A 16,631-nucleotide genomic window follows, 5' to 3' on the forward strand; every position below is an offset into this window, starting at 1 on the left:
GCCCGAGCCGACCCAGGAGCCGACGCCCGATCCCCCGGCTCCGGAGCCGGGGGATCGGGCGTCGGCTCCTGGGTCGGCTCGGGCGCACTGGTCGGCCGGGGAGCTGCGGGAGGCGCGGGGCGCGGGGGAGGAGCGAATCCGCTGCCCGGCTCCGGGACGAGCGGCTCGCGCGCCTCGATCACGGCGACGGCCAGCGGAGCGACCGCGGCTCCCGAGGCGAGGGCGCTCCGGAGCTGCTCGACCGCGTCGGTCAGCACCGCCCGCCGGGACGTCGATCCGCGACCGGAGGCGAGGGTCGACGTGGCGAGGCCGAGCACGCGCTCGGCCAGCGCCGTCCGCTGCTCCCCGGCCGCGGTCGTCGCGGTGGTGATGGCGTCGGCCGAGACTCCCTCGAGCGCTGCGTTCAGGGATCCGATCGCCACCAGCAGATCGGTGCGGGCCGCGCCCGCGACGGTGCCGTCGGTCGCGGTGAGGAGCGCGAGCGAGTCGTCCCGCAGCGCGAGGCCGGCCTCGCGCGCGGCGGTGTAGGCCGGAGGCGCGGCGACGTCGATGGACGTCTCGCGGAGAGTCGGGGTCGCCTGCGTGCCCTCCGCGGAGGGCGTGCATCCGGTGAGCGCGCCGGCGGCGACGAGCAGGGCGATCGCGGCCGTGGCGCCCCGGAGGAGCGGGCGCGCACCCCCGCGCCGCTCGGCTCGCCCTCGACTCCGCATCACTGCACCCTAATCGGGGGACGGCCGCCGTGGGCGCCGGTCAGCGGGGCGGTTCGCGCATCCGAGACCCGGGTCGGCCGCACCTCCGGGCCGCACCCACGGCGCTCGACCGGTGGGAAGGGGGCCCGGCGCACACCCGTCGAGGGCGGGGGACGGCGCGCGCGGAACGGCGGGGCGCCCGCCGCCGCGCCGCCTAGCATGGGGCGGGTGACCGACCAGCAGGAGCCTCCCGTCCGCCTCCGCCCCGAGATCCTGGCGCTCCCCGCCTACAAGCAGGGCCGCGCGGCCGCGGCCGACGCCTTCAAGCTCTCCTCCAACGAGAACCCGTTCGACCCGCTGCCCTCCGTGCTCGCGCGGGTCCGCGAGGTGGACGACTTCAACCGGTACCCGGACGCGGCGGCGACCGCCCTGCGCACAGCGCTCGCCGCGGAGTACGGCGTCCCGATCGAGGAGGTGATCGTCGGAGCCGGCTCCGTCGCGGTCATCGCCCAGCTCATCACCGCGGCGGCGGGCCCGGGCGACGAGGTCGTCTACGCCTGGCGCTCGTTCGAGGCGTACCCCTCGCTCGTCACGACCGCGGGCGCCACCAGCGTGCGCGTGCCGCTCCGCGCCGACGACACCCACGACCTCGACGCCATGGCCCAGGCCGTCACCGAGCGCACCCGCCTGCTGATCGTCTGCAGCCCCAACAACCCCACCGGCACCGTCGCCACCGCCGACGACGTCGAGGCGCTCCTCGAGCGCGTCCCGGGAGACGTCCTCGTGCTCCTCGACGAGGCGTACGCCGAGTTCGTCGACGACGAGCGGGCCGTGGACGGCACCCGCCTGCTCGGCCGCTACCCGAACCTCGTGATCGCCCGCACCTTCTCCAAGGCGTACGGCCTCGCCGGCCTCCGCGTCGGCTACGCGATCGGCCACGCGCGGATCCTCGACGCCGCCCGATCCACCGCCATCCCGCTCTCGGTCACCCGGTTCGCCGAGACCGCGGCGGTCGCCTCCCTCGAGCACCGCGAGGAGCTCCTCGAGCGCGTCCACCGCATCACCCGCCTCCGCGACGACCTCTGGCGGGCGCTGCTCGACCAGGGCTGGACGATCCCGGAGTCGCAGGCGAACTTCCTCTGGTTCGACACCCGCGAGGACACGGCGCGGGCCGCCGAGGTCTTCGAGCGCGCCGGAGTCGTGGTCCGCGCGTTCCCGCCGGAGGGGATCCGCGTCTCCGTCGGCGAGGCGCGCTCTGTCGACAAGCTCCTCAGCGCGGCGGCCGAGATTGTGGCTTCCCTCCCCGAGGGCCACCCCGCGAGACGGATAGGTTAGTCGGGTGGTAGCCACCAGCACGGAGTCGCCGACTGTCCAGTTCCTCTCCGCGGACGGGCGGTTCTCGCCGACCCCCGCGGCCGAGCAGTACGCCTCCTACCTCGACGGGGTGGACGAGGCGCAGCACCGCTCCTTCTACCGCGAGATGGCGGTGGTCCGCCGCTTCGACACCGAGGCCGCGAACCTGCAGCGCCAGGGCCAGCTCGGACTATGGGTCCCGAGCCACGGCCAGGAGGCGGCGCAGGTCGGCTCCGCGTTCGCGATGCGTCCGCAGGACCACGTGTTCCCCTCCTACCGCGAGCACGTCGTCGGCAAGATCCGCGGGATCGACCTGCTCGGCGTCCTCGCGCTCCTGCGCGGCACGACGCACGGCGGCTGGGACCCGACCGACCCGACCAACGGGAACTTCCACCTCTACACGCTGGTGCTCGGCTCGCAGGCCCTGCATGCGACCGGCTACGCGATGGGCCTCACTCTCGACGGAGCGACCGGCACGGGCGACCCCGAGAAGGACGCGGCCGTCGTCGTCTACTTCGGCGACGGCGCCTCCAGCCAGGGCGACGTCAGCGAGGCGATGGTCTTCGCCGCGAGCTACCAGGCTCCCGAGGTCTTCTTCCTCCAGAACAACCACTACGCGATCTCGGTCCCCGTGGCCACGCAGTCGCGCAGCCCCCTCTACCTCCGCTCCTCCGGCTTCGGCATCCCCGGCGTGCAGATCGACGGCAACGACGTGCTCGCGAGCTACGCGGTCACCGCCAAGCACCTGCAGGACGCGCGCTCCGGCGGCGGTCCCCAGTTCATCGAGGCGCTGACCTACCGGATCGGCGCGCACACCTCGAGCGACGACCCGACGAAGTACCGCACCGACGACGAACTCGCCTCGTGGGTCGCGAAGGATCCGATCACCCGCTTCGCCGCGTTCCTGCGGAGCGAGGGCGTGGAGCAGTCCTTCTTCGACGAGGTCGACGAGGAGGCGAAGGACTTCGCGTCCGACATCCGCCGCCGCCTCCTCGCCCTCGAGGTCCCACCCACGGGCGTCATGTTCGACCACGTCTACTCGGAGCCGCACGTGCTCGTCGAGGAGCAGAAGGCGTGGCTGCAGCGCTACGAAGAATCGTTCGGAGGCGAGTGATGACGATCGACACCAGCACGACGGCCGCGCAGCCGCCCCTCACCGGGTCGCAGCTCGAGTCCATGTCCATGGCCAAGGCGCTCAACGCCGGCCTCCGCCGAGCGATGACGCAGGACGACCGCGTCCTCCTGATGGGCGAGGACATCGGCCCCCTGGGCGGCGTCTTCCGCATCACCGAGGGCCTGCACGCCGAGTTCGGGGCGAAGCGCGTGCTCGACACGCCGCTCGCCGAGTCCGGCATCGTCGGCACTGCGATCGGGCTCGCGATGCGCGGCTTCCGCCCGGTCTGCGAGATCCAGTTCGACGGGTTCATCTACCCGGCGTTCGACCAGATCACCTCGCAGCTGGCCAAGATGACCAACCGCCACGAGGGTGCGATCACCATGCCCGTCGTCATCCGCGTGCCCTACGGCGGGCACATCGGAGCTGTCGAGCACCACCAGGAGAGCAACGAGGCGTACTTCGCGCACACCGCGGGCCTGCGCGCGGTCAGCCCGTCGACTCCCAACGACGCCTACTGGATGATCCAGGAGGCCATCGCCTCGGACGACCCCGTCATGTTCTTCGAGCCCAAGAGCCGCTACTGGCCCAAGGGCGACGTCGACCTCAGCGGGTCCGCCGCGCCGCTGCACGCCAGCCGCGTCGTCCGCCAGGGCACCGAGGTCACGCTGGTCGGCTGGGGCCCGATGGTCGCCGTCCTCCTCCAGGCCGCCGAGCTCGCGGGCGAGGAGGGCACGAGCGTCGAGGTCGTCGACCTGCGCTCGCTCTCCCCGATCGACTGGGAGCCGCTGCTCGCGTCGGTCCGCAGGACCGGTCGGCTCGTCGTCGCGCAGGAGGCGTCCGCGAACGTGAGCCTCGGCTCCGAGATCGCGGCGACCGTCACCGAGCGCGCCTTCTTCTCGCTGGAGGCGCCGGTCCTCCGGGTCGCCGGCTTCGACACCCCCTTCCCGCCCGCCAAGGTCGAGAAGCTCTTCCTCCCCGACGTCGACCGCGTGCTCGAGGCCGTCGACCGCTCGCTCGCGTACTGACGCGCGCGACATCCGCCCGCACGAGCCCACAGGAGTCCCCCCGATGACAGAGCAGTTCCTCCTCCCCGACGTCGGCGAGGGCCTCACCGAGGCCGAGATCGTGGCCTGGAAGGTCAAGGTCGGCGACGAGGTGGCCGTCAACCAGGTCCTCGTCGAGATCGAGACCGCCAAGTCGCTCGTCGAGCTCCCCTCGCCGTTCAGCGGCACCGTGGTCGACGTGCTCGTCGACGAGGGCCAGACGGTCGACGTCGGCACCGCGATCATCACCGTCCAGGCCGGAGCCGGCTCGATCGGCTCCGAGGTGCCCGCGATCCCGGCCCACCCCGCGCAGGCCGCCGCTCCGCCCGCCCCATCCACCACCGAGCCGGGCGAGGGCTCTGGAGCCGCGCTCGTCGGCTACGGCACCGCCGGCGGACACGTCCAGACCCGCCGCCGCCGACCGGGCGCCACCGCCTCGGCCGCCGCGCCCGCCGCCCGCCCGACGGCCCCGGCCCGGCCCGCCTCCGTGCCGGCCGCCGCCGCGCTCCCCGTCATCGCGAAGCCGCCGATCCGCAAGCTCGCGAAGGACCTCGACGTCGACCTCCTCGAGGTGCAGGCCACCGGCCTCGCCGGCGAGGTCACCCGCGACGACGTCATCCGCCACGCCTCCCAGGCCAGCGTCTTCCGCAACATCCAGACCCCCGCCTGGGGCGACGACCGCGAGGAGCGGATCCCCGTGCGCGGCGTCCGCAAGGCGATCGCCGCCGCGATGTCGACGAGCGCGTTCACCGCGCCCCACGTCAGCGTCTTCGTCGACGTCGACGCGACCCGCACCATGGAGTTCGTCAAGCGCCTCAAGAACTCGCCCGACTTCGCCGGCGTCAAGGTCTCGCCGCTGCTCATCATGGCCAAGGCCATCATCTGGGCCGTCCGCCGCAACCCCACCGTCAACTCCGCCTGGACCGACACCGAGATCGTCGTCCGCCACTACGTCAACCTCGGCATCGCCGCGGCCACCCCGCGCGGACTGCTCGTCCCCAACGTCAAGGACGCCCAGTCGATGAGCCTCCTCGAACTGGCCCAGGCCCTCGAGAAGCTCACCCTCGACGCCCGCGACGGCAAGACCACCGCCGCCGACATGCAGAACGGCACCATCACCATCACCAACATCGGCGTGTTCGGGATGGACACGGGCACACCGATCCTCAACCCCGGCGAAGTCGCGATCATCGCCCTCGGCACGATCAAGCAGAAGCCCTGGGTCGTCGACGGCGAGGTCCGCCCCCGCTTCGTCACCACGGTCGGCGGCTCCTTCGACCACCGCGTCGTCGACGGCGACGTCGTCAGCCGCTTCGTCGCCGACGTCGCCAGCGTGCTGGAGGAACCGGCGCTGCTGCTCGATTGAGCGGGCGGTGCTCGATTGAGCGGATTCCTCCTTCGTCGTCATCCGCTCCGCGGTCGGCTGTACGAGGTGGGGGCGTGCCGTGGAGCGGGGAGCGTACCGCTACGGCGAATCGCTGGAACGCGATTCGGCGGTGAGCTCGGCGGTGCTCGATCGGGCGGATTCCTCCTTCGTCGTCATCGGCTCCGCGGTCGGCTGTACGAGGTGGGGCGTGTCGTGGAGCGGGGAGCGTACCGCTACGGCGAATCGCTGGAACGCGATTCGGCGGTGAGCTGGGCGGTGCTCGATCGGGCGGATTCCTCCTTCGTCGTCATCCGCTCCGCGGTCGGCTGTACGAGGTGGGGCGTTTCGTGGAGCGGGGAGAGCGGGGGAACGGCAGCGGTCAGCGGGGGGCGACCGCGAAGGAGTGCAGGGCGAGGGCGTCGCTCAGGCGGGCGGCGACGCGGGCGCCGCGGACGCTGGTGCCCTGGGGGTCCAGCGGCGGGCTGACGACGGCGGCGCCGAGGCGACCGGGAGCGGAGAGGACGAGGGCGCCCGAGACGCTCGACTTGGCGGGGACGCCGACCGCGCGCATCCAGCGGCCCGAGCCGTCGTAGACGCCGCACGTCGCCATGACCGCGACCACGTCGCGGGCGACCGAGGCCGGCACGACCCGCTCGCCGGTCCCCGGGTGCACGCCGCCGGACGCGAGCGTCGCGCCCATCGCGGCCAGGTCGCGGACGTCGACCAGCACGGCGCACGCCCGGGCGTACGCGGAGACGGCGTCGTCGGCGCTGCGGTGCAGGGTGCCCTCCGCGCGCATCAGGTGCGCGAGGGCGTGGTTCCGGTCGCCGAGGAGGTGCTCGTCGGCGGCGACGCTCTCGTCGACGGAGAGCGGGCGGCCGGCGAAGGCGGAGAGGCCGCGGAGGATCCGCTCGCTCCGGCCGTCGGCGTCGCCGCCGTCGACCAGGGCGGCGGTCAGCAGCGCTCCCGCGTTGACCATCGGGTTCGGCGGGCGCCCGGTGCCGCTCTCGAGCTTGAGGGCGTCGAAGGCCTCGCCGGTGGGCTCGGTGCCGACGCGGTCGAGCGCGTCGCCGCCGGTGTCGAGGAGCGCGAGCGCGAACAGGAACGGCTTGACGGCCGACTGGATGCTGAACCGCGCCTCCGCGTCGGCGCTCGCGCGGACGGACCCGTCGGGCAGGACGAGCGCGATCGCGCAGAGTTCCGGGTCGGCGTCCGCGAGCGCGGGGATGCTGTCGTCGACCTCGCCCCCGTCGTCCGGCAGCACCTCCCGGCGCAGCGCCTCGAGGTCGAAGGCCAGGGGATCGGGGAGGGGGCTCATCCGTCCACTCTGTCAGGGCGGGGAGCCCGTCGCGTCCCGGGCCTCAGACGAGCCCGAACTCCGCGTCCAGCGCGTCCAGCTCCGCGGCGAACGACGCGCGCAGACTCTCCTTCTCGTCGGCGGGCAGCCAGGAGGCCTCCGCTCCGGTGAGCGCCATCTCGCGCAGCTGAGCGGCGGTCGCGCCGATCGGGCCGGCGGCGAGGCGGTACTCGTCGGCGAGCGTGGTCGGGAACATCCCGGGATCGTCGGAGCACGGCACGACCCGCAGTCCCGCGTCGAGCATCGCCCGGATGGACGCGCGCCGCCAGGGCCGCCAGGAGCGGCGCGAGGTCGTCGAGGCGACGGTGAACACCACGCCCTGCTCGCGGACGCGCTGGACGACGGCGGGGTCCTCGAGGACGAAGTAGCCGTGGTCGATCCGGTCGCAGCCCAGCAGATCGAGGCAGGTCGTCGTGTTGGCCGCGGTCGGGGCGTGCTCGGAGGAGTGGGCGGTCCGGCCCAGGCCGGCCTCCCCGGCGAGGCGGTAGGCGTCGGCGAAGCGCTCGGGCGGACCCGCCGTCTCGAGGTTGTCGAGCCCGATCCCCGCCACGTACTCGTGGGGGTGGCGGACGACCTCGCGGACCAGCTCGAGCGCCTCCTCCCCGCTGCGGCCCGCGGCCTGAGCCGGGACGGTTCGCGACGGGGCCCGCGGGACCGCGCAGCTCCGGGAAGCCGGACGCGGTCCCGCGGGTCGGACGCCGCTACGCCGTGAGCGCGACCGCCGTCCACGAGACGGGCGGGAGGGTCAGCGTCAGCACGCCGTCCTCGAGCGTCGCCGGGGCCTCGCGCAGGCGCACGCGGTCCTGGTCGTCACGCGTGTTCTTCGCGTAGGGGTCCTCGTCGAACAGGGCCACCGCCTCCGCGATGCTCGAGACTCCGAGGCCGCTGACGTCGACGGTGACCTCGATCGGCTCCGTCTGCGACCGGTTCACCAGGAAGACGGCCGCGCGGCCCTCGTCGACGGTGGCGACGGAGTCGATGAGCGGAGCGTCGCCGTGACGGGCGGTCGAGTAGGTCCCCGCGTCGATCCGGGGGCGCAGCACCGAGCCGGAGGCCAGGCGCGCGGTGGTCGAGAACGGGAAGAACGTGGTCTGGCGCCACGCGGCTCCGCCCGGCTCGGTCATGATCGGCGCGATCACGTTGACGAGCTGCGCGAGGGAGGCGGAGGTGACCCGGTCGGAGTTCTTCAGCAGCGTGATCATCAGGTTGCCGAGGACGACGGCGTCGGCGACGGAGTAGACGTCCTCGAGCAGGCGCGGGGCGTAGGCCCACTCGCGGGTGCTCTGGTCGCCCTCGGCGTCGGCCTTCTCCTTCGCCTGCCACTCCTCGAGGTACCAGACGTTCCACTCGTCGAAGGAGAGCTTGATGTCCTTCGTCTTCTTGAGCTTGAACTTCACGTGGTCCACGGTCGCCGCGACGGTGGCGATGAAGTACTCCATGTCGAGGGAGGAGGCGAGGAAGGAGCCGAGGTCTCCGTCGTACTCCTGGTAGTAGGCGTGGCACGAGACGTACTCGACGTCGTCGTACGCGTGCTCGAGGACCACGCGCTCCCACTCGCCGAAGGTCGGCATCGACGAGCTCGACGAGCCGCAGACGACCAGCTCGAGCGAGGGGTCGGCGATCTTGAGGGCCTTGGCGGTGCGGGAGGCGAGCTTGCCGTAGTCGTCAGCGCTCATGTGGCCGACCTGCCAGGGGCCGTCCATCTCGTTCCCGAGGCACCACATGCGGATGTCGTAGGGCTCGGTCCCGCCGTTGGCGATGCGCTGGTCGGCGAGAGCGGTGCCGGCCGGTCCGTTGGCGTACTCGAGGACGTCGAGCGCCTCGAGGACGCCGCGGGTGCCGAGGTTGACGGCGTACATGATCTCGCTGCCGGTCAGCTCCGCCCACTTCGCGAAATCGTCCAGCCCGACCTCGTTGGTCTCGAGCGAGTGCCAGGCCAGGTCGCGGCGGCGGGGGCGCTCGGAGCGCGGGCCGACGCCGTCCTCCCAGCGGTAGCCCGAGACGAAGTTGCCGCCGGGGTAGCGGATCGTCGTGGTGCCCAGCTCCTTGACCAGCTCGACCACGTCGAGGCGGAACCCGTCCTCGTTCGAGGCGGGGTGGCCGGGCTCGTAGATGCCGTCGTACACGCAGCGGCCGAGGTGCTCGACGAACGAGCCGAAGAGGCGCGGAGTGACGGGGGCGACGACCGCGGCGGGGTCGAGGCTGATGCGCGCGGTGGCGGCGGGGGCGTCGGTCATGAGGGCCTTTCGGGCTTCGGGCTCCCGCAGCGGGCTCGGCGGCGAGCGGTCTTTCTAACGTTGTACACGATGGTCCGCCCGGGATCGGTCGCTGTCAAGAGCGGCACCGGCCCCCTCCTGCCTCGCTGCTCGCCGCTGCCGACGGCGGCAGACCTCTTCGGGCGTCGCGTCTCCCCGCCGCCGCTCAGCGCACCTGTGCTCGACTGGGCGGGTGCCCTCCTCCGATGCCGTCACCGACGCCTGCTCCGAGCTCGCCGACCGCGCCGACGCCCTCGCGGCGTCGCATCCCCGCCCGCGGGCGTTCCTCGCGGCCGTCGCGAAGGACGTCGCCGGCATCCGCAGTGCCCCGCTCGGCGCCCTCGACCTGGCGCACGGCGGCCGCAACCGGGTCCGGGGGAAGGGCTTCCGCCGCCCCTACGACGACGGCACCCGCGGCCAGGCCCGCCACTTCGCCGGCGTCGCGGGCGCCACGCTGTACCTCGGCGGCCCGCTCGCGCACCTGTTCCTCCGCACCGTCGGCGGCGACGTCCGCGGCTCGGCCGACGACCGGCTGACGACGCGGGCCGTGGAGTGGAGCCGGCTCCTCCGCCGCGGCGAGCTGGCCGTCGCGGACGCGGGAGCGTGGATCCGCCGCGAGATCTGCGGCAGCGGGACCTGCGCCTAGGCCCCGGCCGACGCCCGTCCGACGGCCGGGTCCTCCGCGATCGGCCGGCCCGCGGTCGACTCCCGGGCGACCACGGTGAACGCCGCCTCGTGGAGCGTCCCGGGGCCGGTGCGGGTGCCCTCGATCCGGGCCTGCAGCACCTCGACCGCGGTGCGCGCGATCTCGTCGCGCCCCGAGTCCACGGTGGAGAGGCTGGGGGAGGAGTAGCCCGCCTCGTCGATGTCGTCGAAGCCGATCACCGCCACCTCCTCGGGCACGCGGACCCCCGCCTCCTGGAGCGCGCGGACCGCGCCGAGCGCGAGAGTGTCGTTGAGCGCGAACACGGCGTCGAAGTCGAGCCCGGAGGCGAGCACGCGGCGCATCGCCTCGGCGCCGCCGGAGCGCCGCCACGGGCCCGAGACGCCGATCATCCGCTCGTCGTAGGCGATGTCGGCCTCGGCGAGCGCGGCGCGGTAGCCCTCGAGGCGGAGCGACGCCGAGCTGACCGCGGCGTCGGGGTGCGTCCCGAGCACCACGATCCGGCGCCTTCCGGAGGCGAGCAGGTGCGCGGTGGCCGCGTGCGCCGCCGCGGTGTTCTGCATGGTGACGTGGTCGACCAGCCCGGTGAAGATCCGCTCGCCGAGCAGCACCAGGGGGAAGCCGACCGCGAGCGCGTCCTCGTCGGCGAGGCCCAGCGGGCTGAAGAGCAGCCCGTCGGTGAGCTGCCGGCGCTCGCTCGCCAGCACGCTCCGCTCGCGCTCGGGGTCGCCGCCGGTCTGCTCGATCAGCACCGTCAGGCCGCGCTCGTCGGCGGCGCGCATCACGCTGTCGGCGAGCTCGGCGAAGTAGGGGAGGCTCAGCTCCGGCAGGGCGAGGCCGATCACGCCGGTGCGGCCGCGGCGCAGGCTCCGCGCGGAGAGGTTGGGGCGGTAGCCCAGCTGCGCGATGGCCGCCTGCACCCGGGAGCGGGTGGCCGGGCGCACGTGCGGATAATCGTTGATCACGTTCGAGACGGTCTTGATCGAGACGTCGGCGGCGCGGGCGACGTCGTGCAGCGTGACGGCCACGGTCCTCCCTCCGCTCGGCCCTCACGCTACCCCGGGGCTCCGCTCCGGCCTGTCGCGGATCGACGCCGGGGCGGCGTGCGGGCGGGGCGCGCCGCCGGAGCAGGACGCGCCCCGCGGCCGATCAGGTGTACCAGCTGGGCTCGGGGACGGTGTCGAGCAGGGCGAAGACGCCGACCTCGCGGCGCTTGTAGGGCAGCGGATCGTGCAGGGAGTGGGTGCGGAGGTTCCGCCAGTAGAGGTCGAGTCCGACCGAGCTGGCGGAGGCGCGGGCGCCGGTCAGCTCGAAGACGCGGGTCGCCGTCGCGAGGCCGTCCTCCACGATCCGCGCCTTGGCCGCGGCGATCCGCACGGCGATCTCGCCGCGGCGCCGAGGCGTCAGCTCCTCGCGCGGAGCGTGCAGCGCGGCCGAGAGCGCGGCCCCCGTCGCGTCGATCAGCGCCTCGTCGGCCCAGAGCCGGGACTGCAGGTCGCCGTATCCCTCGAGCACGTACCACTCGTCGCCGGCGCGCTCCTTGTCGTCGCCGCCGTACGGCCAGGCCCGGGTGCGCTCGCGGGTGTACTGCGCCGCGCGCTCGAGCGCTCCCTGCGCGATGCCGAGGTAGAACTCGGCGAAGACCTGCTGGATGACGGGCACGTTGAGGGTGTTGTAGACGAGCGGACGGTAGACCTTGTCGACGAAGCCGGCCGCGGCCGCCCACGGCACGCGGACGCCGCGGATCTCGACGGAGCCGGACTCGGTGAGCCGCTGGCCGAGGCTGTCCCAGTCGCGGCCGAAGACGATCCCCTCCTGATCGGTGGGGACGATCGCGAAGAGGTGGGTGTCCGTCCCCTCGAGCACCCCCTCGAGCACGGTCAGGTCGCTGACCACGCCGCCGGTCGAGAACGACTTGCGGCCGGTGAAGACCAGCTCGTCGCCCTCCTCCCGCACGGTGAGGTCGGAGTCGCGCGGGTTCACCGCGCCTCCGTAGAGGAGGTCCCCCTCGGTCGCGAGCTGCTCGACCGCGATGATCTGCTCAGGGGTCCCCACGAGGCGGGCCGCCCAGGCCCAGAGGTAGTGGTAGCCGAGCAGCTGGCCGATCGAGCCGTCGCCGCGCGCGACGGTGCGGACGACGCGGAGGGCGGTGGTCCACTCCTGGGCGCCGCCGCCGTGCTCGGCGGGCCCGAGCAGCGTGACGAGGCCGGCCGCCTTGAGCAGGGCGACCTCGGCGAAGGGGGCGGCGCCGGCGCGGTCGCGCTCGAGGGCGTCGGTCGCGAGCACGGCGGCGACCTCCTCGGCGCGGACGAGCCAGGCGTCGGGGGAGTCGGGCCGGGGGGCGGTCGACCAGTGCTCGGCGGCGGCGCCGATCGTCGTCGCGGCGTCGGCGCCGGTGGTCGTGGGTGCGGTGGTGGTCACGGTGTCCTCGTCTCGTCGGGGGCGGTGTGCAGCGACTGTGCCAGGGGCGAGGTGTCCGGAGCGAGGCGCGTGTCGCCCCGTGTCCGCGTGTGTCCGCGGATGACCGGCGGGCGCCTCTGCACGATTTTGACAATCGTTATCAATAGCCGTTAGCGTGGGGGCACCCGCCCGGCCCCTGACCCAGATCGGCTCACCGTGAAGACCCGCCTCCTCGCCCTCACCGCCCTCCTCGGCGGCACCGCGCTCGCCCTGAGTGGCTGCTCCGGAGCGGGCAGCGCCTCCGACAGATCCTCCGCCGCCGCCGCGGGCGGACCCGTGAAGGTCGTCGCGTCGACGAACGTCTACGGCGACCTCGTCTCGAGCATCGGCGGCGACCTGGTCGAGGTGACCAGCATCATCGACAGCCCGGACAAGGACCCGCACGAGTACGAGGCCACCGCCCGCGATCAGCTCGCGGTGTCCGGCGCGACCCTCGTGATCGAGAACGGCGGCGGCTACGACCACTTCCTCGACACCATGATCAGCGCGGCCGGCACCGAGGCCCCCGTCATCACGGCCACCGTGATCGCCGGCCTGGAGGACGTCCACGACCACGCGGAGGAGGAGGAGTCGGAGGGCGGGCACGAGCACGCGGAGTTCAACGAGCACGTCTGGTACGACCTCTCGGTGATGAAGGAGGTCGCGGGGCGGATCGGCGACGAGCTCGCCGCGCTCGACCCCGACAACGCCTCCGCCTACTCCGCCAATCTCGCCACCCTCGACGAGGGGCTCGACGCTCTGATCGCCCGCGAGGGCGAGCTGAAGGGCACGCTCTCCGGCCGCTCCATCGCGATCACCGAGCCCGTCCCGCTGTACATGACCGATGCGCTCGGCCTGACCGACGCGACTCCCGAGGCCTTCAGCGAGGCGGTCGAGGAGGGCACCGACGTCCCCGCGACCACGCTCCAGGAGACGCTGGCGCTGTTCTCCGGCGAGGCCGTCGACGCGCTGATCTACAACGAGCAGACCGAGGGCGCGCAGACGGACGCGGTGCTCGACGCCGCGAAGGCCGCCGGGATCCCGGCCGTCCCCGTCACCGAGACGCTGCCCGAGGGCGACGACTACACCGGCTGGATGACCGCCAACCTCGACGCGATCGAGGGAGCCCTCTCCCAGTGAGCCACGACTCCCCGACCAGGCCCGTCTCCCCGGAGGCGGGCCCTTCGGCGTCCGTGCTGCGGCTGCGCGGCGCCGGCCTCCGCTTCGGCGACCGCGAGCTGTGGAGCGGCGTCGACCTCGACGTGCGCGCCGGCGAGTTCGTCGCGGTGCTCGGCGCGAACGGCTCCGGCAAGACGAGCCTCCTGCGCGCGGTGCTCGGCCAGCAGCAGCTGAGCGCGGGGGAGCTGCAGGTGCTCGGCGAGCCCGTGCACCGCGGCAACCGGCGCATCGGCTACATCCCGCAGCAGAAGCTCGCCGACGAGGGCACGCCGCTGCGCGCGCGCGATCTGCTCGGGCTCGGGATCGACGGCCACCGGTTCGGCCTGCCCCTGCCCTCCCGCTCCCGGCGCGCGGCCGTCGACGCGCTGCTCGAGGCCGTCGGCGCCACCGCCTTCGCCGACGCCCCCATCGGCAGCCTGTCCGGCGGCGAGCAGCAGCGCGTCCGCGTCGGCCAGGCGCTCGCGGGCGACCCGGCGCTCCTGCTCTGCGACGAGCCGCTGATCGCGCTCGACCTCGCCCACCAGCGGGCGGTCAGCGAGCTGATCGACCGGCACCGCCGCGAGCGGAACCTCGGCGTCCTCTTCGTCACGCACGACGTGAATCCGGTGCTCGGCATGGTGGACCGCGTGCTCTACCTCGCCGGCGGCCGGTTCCGGATCGGCACCCCCGACGAGGTCCTGCGCTCGGAGGTGCTCAGCGAGCTCTACGACGCACCCGTCGACGTGATCCGCGCCCGGGGCCGGGTCATCGTGGTCGGCGCCCCCGACCACTCGCACGTGCACGAGCACGAGGAGGGGCAGTCGTGACGGACGTCTGGTCGCAGATCTTCGACTTCTCGGACTACAGAGCGCTGCTGTCGCTGCTGATGAACTCGGTGATCGCCGGCGCGGTCCTCGGAGTGGTCGGCGGGCTCATCGGCGTCTTCGTGATGTCGCGCGACATGGCCTTCGCGGTCCACGGCATCAGCGAGCTCTCGTTCGCGGGGGCGTCCGCGGGGCTGCTGCTGGGCGTCGGCGTCGTCGAGGGATCGATCGTCGGCTCGCTGATCGCGGCCGTCCTGATCGGCGTGCTCGGCTCGCGCGCCCGCGACCGCAACTCGATCATCGCGGTGCTGATGCCCTTCGGACTCGGCATCGGCATCCTCTGCCTGGCCCTCTACCCGGGCCGCAGCGCGAACAAGTTCGGCCTGCTCACCGGGCAGATCGTCGCGGTCGACGACCCGCAGCTCGGGTGGCTGATCGGCATCTCGGTGGTCGTCCTCGTCGGTCTCGCGCTGATCTGGCGCCCCCTCACCTTCGCGAGCGTCGACGCCGACGTGGCGGCCGCGCGCGGCATCCCCACCCGGGCGCTCTCGATCGCGTTCATGCTCCTGCTCGGCCTCGCGGTCGCCGTCTCGGTGCAGATCGTCGGCTCGCTGCTCGTGCTCGCGATCCTGGTGACGCCGGCGGCCGCGGCGCTGCGACTGTCCGCCTCGCCGGTGGTCGTGCCGCTGCTGAGCGTGCTCTTCGCCGTCGGCGCGCTGGTGGGCGGCATCCTGCTCGCGCTGGGCGGATCGATCCCGATCAGCCCCTACGTGACGACGATCTCGTTCGCGATCTACGCGGTCTGCCGGATCATCGGCCGCAAGGGCGTCCGGCGCTCCCGGCTCGCCGTCGGCGGGGGGCGGTAGCGTGGCCCGGGTCGTGCGGAGTGGAGGTGGTCCAGTGGTCAAGCGCAACACGTGGCAGCGCGAGGCGGTGCGCGAGGCCCTCGGGCGTCGCGAGGACTTCGTCAGCGCCCAGGGCCTGCACAGTGCGCTGCACGCCTCCGGCTCGCCGATCGGGCTCGCGACGGTCTACCGCGCGCTCTCGGACCTGGCCGTGGAGGGCGAGGCCGACTCGCTGCAGTCGCCCGAGGGCGAGAGCCTCTACCGCGCCTGCACGCCGGGGACGCACCACCACCACCTGATCTGCCGCCGCTGCGGGCTGACGGTCGAGATCGCGGCCGACGAGGTCGAGGAGTGGGCGCGCTCGGTCGCGTCGCAGAACGGCTTCACGGACGCGCACCACGTCGTGGACGTCTTCGGGCTCTGCGCCGCCTGCACCGCGGAGCTCGCCGAGGCCTGAGGGTGGTCCGGCCGGAAGCCCGTCCGCGGGCGACCCTGGCCCGGCGTTCGGCTCAGGCCGGGAGGAACACGCCGATCGACCGGTCCTTCACCACGGAGCCGGCGGGCAGCACCCGCCCGCTCATCGCGAGGTAGACGCCCGGCGGCAGCAGCTGCACGGCGGCCACCGCGGTGCCGAGGTTGAACGCGGCGTCGCTGTCGAGCATCCGTGCGGGCTGCATCGCGCCGGTGAGGACGACCACCCGATCGCGGACGACGCCGAGGGCCTCGGCCGTCGCGGTCATCGTGTCGGTGCCGTGGGTGAGGACGATCCGGTCCTCCTCGGCGGCGAGCACCCGCTCGCGGATGAGGGCCCGATCGGCGTCGTCGAGCTCGAGGCTGTCCTTGGCGAGGACCTCCTCGACGCGGAACTCGAGCGTGGTGAGCACCGGGGCGAGCAGGCGCGGCACCATCGGGGCGCCGATCTCGAGCTCGCCCGCGAGCGAGTACTCCTTGTCGACGGTGCCACCGGTGGTGAGGACGAGGATGCGGTCAGTCACGCGATCAGACTAGGCGCCGCCTCCGACACCGGCACGTTCGTGCGCACTGGCCGCGCCACGGCGGCGGCGGCGGCCCGCATCGGGAACGATGGAGCGCATGACATCCTCCTCCCCGTCCCTCCTCCGCACCGGCGCCAAGGTGCTCCTCGGCTCCGCCCTCCTCTTCGCGGGGGTGAGCCACCTCACCCGCAAGCGGGAGGAGTTCCAGGCGCAGGTGCCCGAGTGGGTGCCGCTGGACAAGGACGCGGTCGTGCTCGCCTCGGGCGTGGTCGAGATCGGCCTGGGCGCCTCGCTGGTGCTCGCGCGCCGACGGGCGCCGCTGGTCGGAGCCGCGGCCGCCGCCTTCTTCACCGCGATCTTCCCGGGCAACGTCTCGCAGTGGGTGACGCGGACGAGCGCCTTCGGCCTCGACACCGACCGCAAGCGCGCCGTGCGCCTCGCGTTCCAGCCGCTGCTGGTGGCGTGGGCGCTCTGGTCGACCCGTCGTCCGCGGGGCTGATCCCACTCGGCTGATCCCGCTCGCCGG

15 protein-coding genes and 2 pseudogenes are annotated in these 16,631 nt (G+C 73.5%); 10 read left to right on the plus strand and 7 right to left on the minus strand.

All coding sequences use genetic code 11. From position 1 onward, the window contains the following. Positions 1-710 (minus strand): annotated as a pseudogene (locus C5B93_RS14620) (hypothetical protein); the annotation flags it as partial. Between the two features lie 198 nt (positions 711-908). On the opposite strand from C5B93_RS14620, the gene hisC reads away from it, so the two are divergent. The 4 genes from hisC to C5B93_RS14640 all read left to right on the plus strand — a co-directional run bounded on the left by hisC (position 909) and on the right by C5B93_RS14640 (position 5,568). Next, on the plus strand, positions 909-2,024 hold the full coding sequence (gene hisC / locus C5B93_RS14625; protein WP_104226632.1) for a histidinol-phosphate transaminase: 1,116 nt from the start codon (positions 909-911) through the stop codon (positions 2,022-2,024). A gap of 4 nt (positions 2,025-2,028) precedes the next feature. Then, complete coding sequence (locus C5B93_RS14630; RefSeq protein WP_104226633.1) at positions 2,029-3,156, plus strand: thiamine pyrophosphate-dependent dehydrogenase E1 component subunit alpha; 1,128 nt, start codon at positions 2,029-2,031, stop codon at positions 3,154-3,156. 62 nt (positions 3,157-3,218) lie between these two features. After that, on the plus strand, positions 3,219-4,184 hold the full coding sequence (locus C5B93_RS14635; protein WP_181027250.1) for an alpha-ketoacid dehydrogenase subunit beta: 966 nt from the start codon (positions 3,219-3,221) through the stop codon (positions 4,182-4,184). Between the two features lie 43 nt (positions 4,185-4,227). Beyond that, positions 4,228-5,568, plus strand: a complete 1,341-nt coding sequence (locus C5B93_RS14640; protein ID WP_104292763.1) for a dihydrolipoamide acetyltransferase family protein — start codon at positions 4,228-4,230, stop codon at positions 5,566-5,568. 379 nt (positions 5,569-5,947) lie between these two features. Here C5B93_RS14640 and glsA read toward each other — a convergent pair whose 3' ends face one another. The 3 genes and pseudogenes from glsA to C5B93_RS14655 form a co-directional block, all read right to left on the minus strand. After that, positions 5,948-6,886 (minus strand): glutaminase A, encoded by a 939-nt coding sequence (gene glsA, locus C5B93_RS14645; RefSeq protein WP_104292764.1) that lies wholly within the window; start codon positions 6,884-6,886, stop codon positions 5,948-5,950. A 43-nt stretch (positions 6,887-6,929) separates the two neighbouring features. Then, positions 6,930-7,514, minus strand: a pseudogene (locus C5B93_RS14650) (adenosine deaminase); the annotation flags it as partial. A gap of 112 nt (positions 7,515-7,626) precedes the next feature. After that, complete coding sequence (locus C5B93_RS14655) at positions 7,627-9,162, minus strand: alpha-N-arabinofuranosidase (protein WP_104233557.1); 1,536 nt, start codon at positions 9,160-9,162, stop codon at positions 7,627-7,629. 211 nt (positions 9,163-9,373) lie between these two features. On the opposite strand from C5B93_RS14655, the gene C5B93_RS14660 reads away from it, so the two are divergent. Continuing rightward, complete coding sequence (locus C5B93_RS14660) at positions 9,374-9,826, plus strand: hypothetical protein (protein ID WP_104224546.1); 453 nt, start codon at positions 9,374-9,376, stop codon at positions 9,824-9,826. On the opposite strand, the gene C5B93_RS14665 is transcribed toward C5B93_RS14660, so the two are convergent. Continuing rightward, positions 9,823-10,872, minus strand: a complete 1,050-nt coding sequence (locus C5B93_RS14665) for a LacI family DNA-binding transcriptional regulator (protein WP_104292766.1) — start codon at positions 10,870-10,872, stop codon at positions 9,823-9,825. The two genes, C5B93_RS14660 and C5B93_RS14665, sit on opposite strands and share 4 nt — an antisense overlap. 121 nt (positions 10,873-10,993) lie before the next feature. Continuing rightward, complete coding sequence (locus C5B93_RS14670; protein WP_308471257.1) at positions 10,994-12,265, minus strand: acyl-CoA dehydrogenase family protein; 1,272 nt, start codon at positions 12,263-12,265, stop codon at positions 10,994-10,996. A gap of 195 nt (positions 12,266-12,460) precedes the next feature. Here C5B93_RS14670 and C5B93_RS14675 point away from each other — a divergent pair, with 195 nt between their 5' ends. The 4 genes from C5B93_RS14675 to C5B93_RS14690 are packed head-to-tail and all read left to right on the plus strand — an operon-like array spanning position 12,461 to position 15,567. Further along, complete coding sequence (locus C5B93_RS14675; protein WP_104292767.1) at positions 12,461-13,423, plus strand: metal ABC transporter solute-binding protein, Zn/Mn family; 963 nt, start codon at positions 12,461-12,463, stop codon at positions 13,421-13,423. Beyond that, positions 13,420-14,268, plus strand: coding sequence for a metal ABC transporter ATP-binding protein (locus C5B93_RS14680; protein WP_104227225.1), 849 nt, complete (start codon positions 13,420-13,422; stop codon positions 14,266-14,268). Before C5B93_RS14675 ends, C5B93_RS14680 begins: the two co-directional genes overlap by 4 nt. Before the next feature lie 59 nt (positions 14,269-14,327). Then, positions 14,328-15,131: a metal ABC transporter permease gene (locus tag C5B93_RS14685; RefSeq protein WP_104224551.1), complete on the plus strand. Its 804-nt coding sequence runs from the start codon at positions 14,328-14,330 to the stop codon at positions 15,129-15,131. 34 nt (positions 15,132-15,165) lie between these two features. Further along, the gene (locus tag C5B93_RS14690; RefSeq protein ID WP_104238381.1) at positions 15,166-15,567 is read left to right on the plus strand and encodes a Fur family transcriptional regulator; all 402 of its coding nucleotides are present in this window, start codon (positions 15,166-15,168) and stop codon (positions 15,565-15,567) included. Between the two features lie 52 nt (positions 15,568-15,619). Here C5B93_RS14690 and C5B93_RS14695 read toward each other — a convergent pair whose 3' ends face one another. After that, entirely contained in the window at positions 15,620-16,105 is a 486-nt protein-coding gene (locus C5B93_RS14695; RefSeq protein ID WP_104224541.1) for an asparaginase domain-containing protein, read from the minus strand. 88 nt (positions 16,106-16,193) lie between these two features. On the opposite strand from C5B93_RS14695, the gene C5B93_RS14700 reads away from it, so the two are divergent. After that, complete coding sequence (locus tag C5B93_RS14700) at positions 16,194-16,604, plus strand: hypothetical protein (protein WP_181027249.1); 411 nt, start codon at positions 16,194-16,196, stop codon at positions 16,602-16,604. Positions 16,605-16,631: the final 27 nt, after the last annotated feature.

This window comes from Rathayibacter sp. AY1A2 (assembly GCF_002930935.1).
Lineage (GTDB): Bacteria > Actinomycetota > Actinomycetes > Actinomycetales > Microbacteriaceae > Rathayibacter.

What these genes read in the sequence shown, in the direction of transcription:
- hisC (WP_104226632.1), top strand. Translation starts at nt 909, where the DNA reads ATGGGGCGGGTGACCGACCAGCAGGAGCCTCCCGTCCGCCTCCGCCCC.
- C5B93_RS14635 (WP_181027250.1), top strand. Translation starts at nt 3,219, where the DNA reads ATGTCCATGGCCAAGGCGCTCAACGCCGGCCTCCGCCGAGCGATGACG.
- C5B93_RS14640 (WP_104292763.1), top strand. Translation starts at nt 4,228, where the DNA reads ATGACAGAGCAGTTCCTCCTCCCCGACGTCGGCGAGGGCCTCACCGAG.
- glsA (WP_104292764.1), bottom strand. Translation starts at nt 6,886, where the DNA reads ATGAGCCCCCTCCCCGATCCCCTGGCCTTCGACCTCGAGGCGCTGCGC.
- C5B93_RS14655 (WP_104233557.1), bottom strand. Translation starts at nt 9,162, where the DNA reads ATGACCGACGCCCCCGCCGCCACCGCGCGCATCAGCCTCGACCCCGCC.
- C5B93_RS14685 (WP_104224551.1), top strand. Translation starts at nt 14,328, where the DNA reads ATGAACTCGGTGATCGCCGGCGCGGTCCTCGGAGTGGTCGGCGGGCTC.
- C5B93_RS14700 (WP_181027249.1), top strand. Translation starts at nt 16,194, where the DNA reads ATGGAGCGCATGACATCCTCCTCCCCGTCCCTCCTCCGCACCGGCGCC.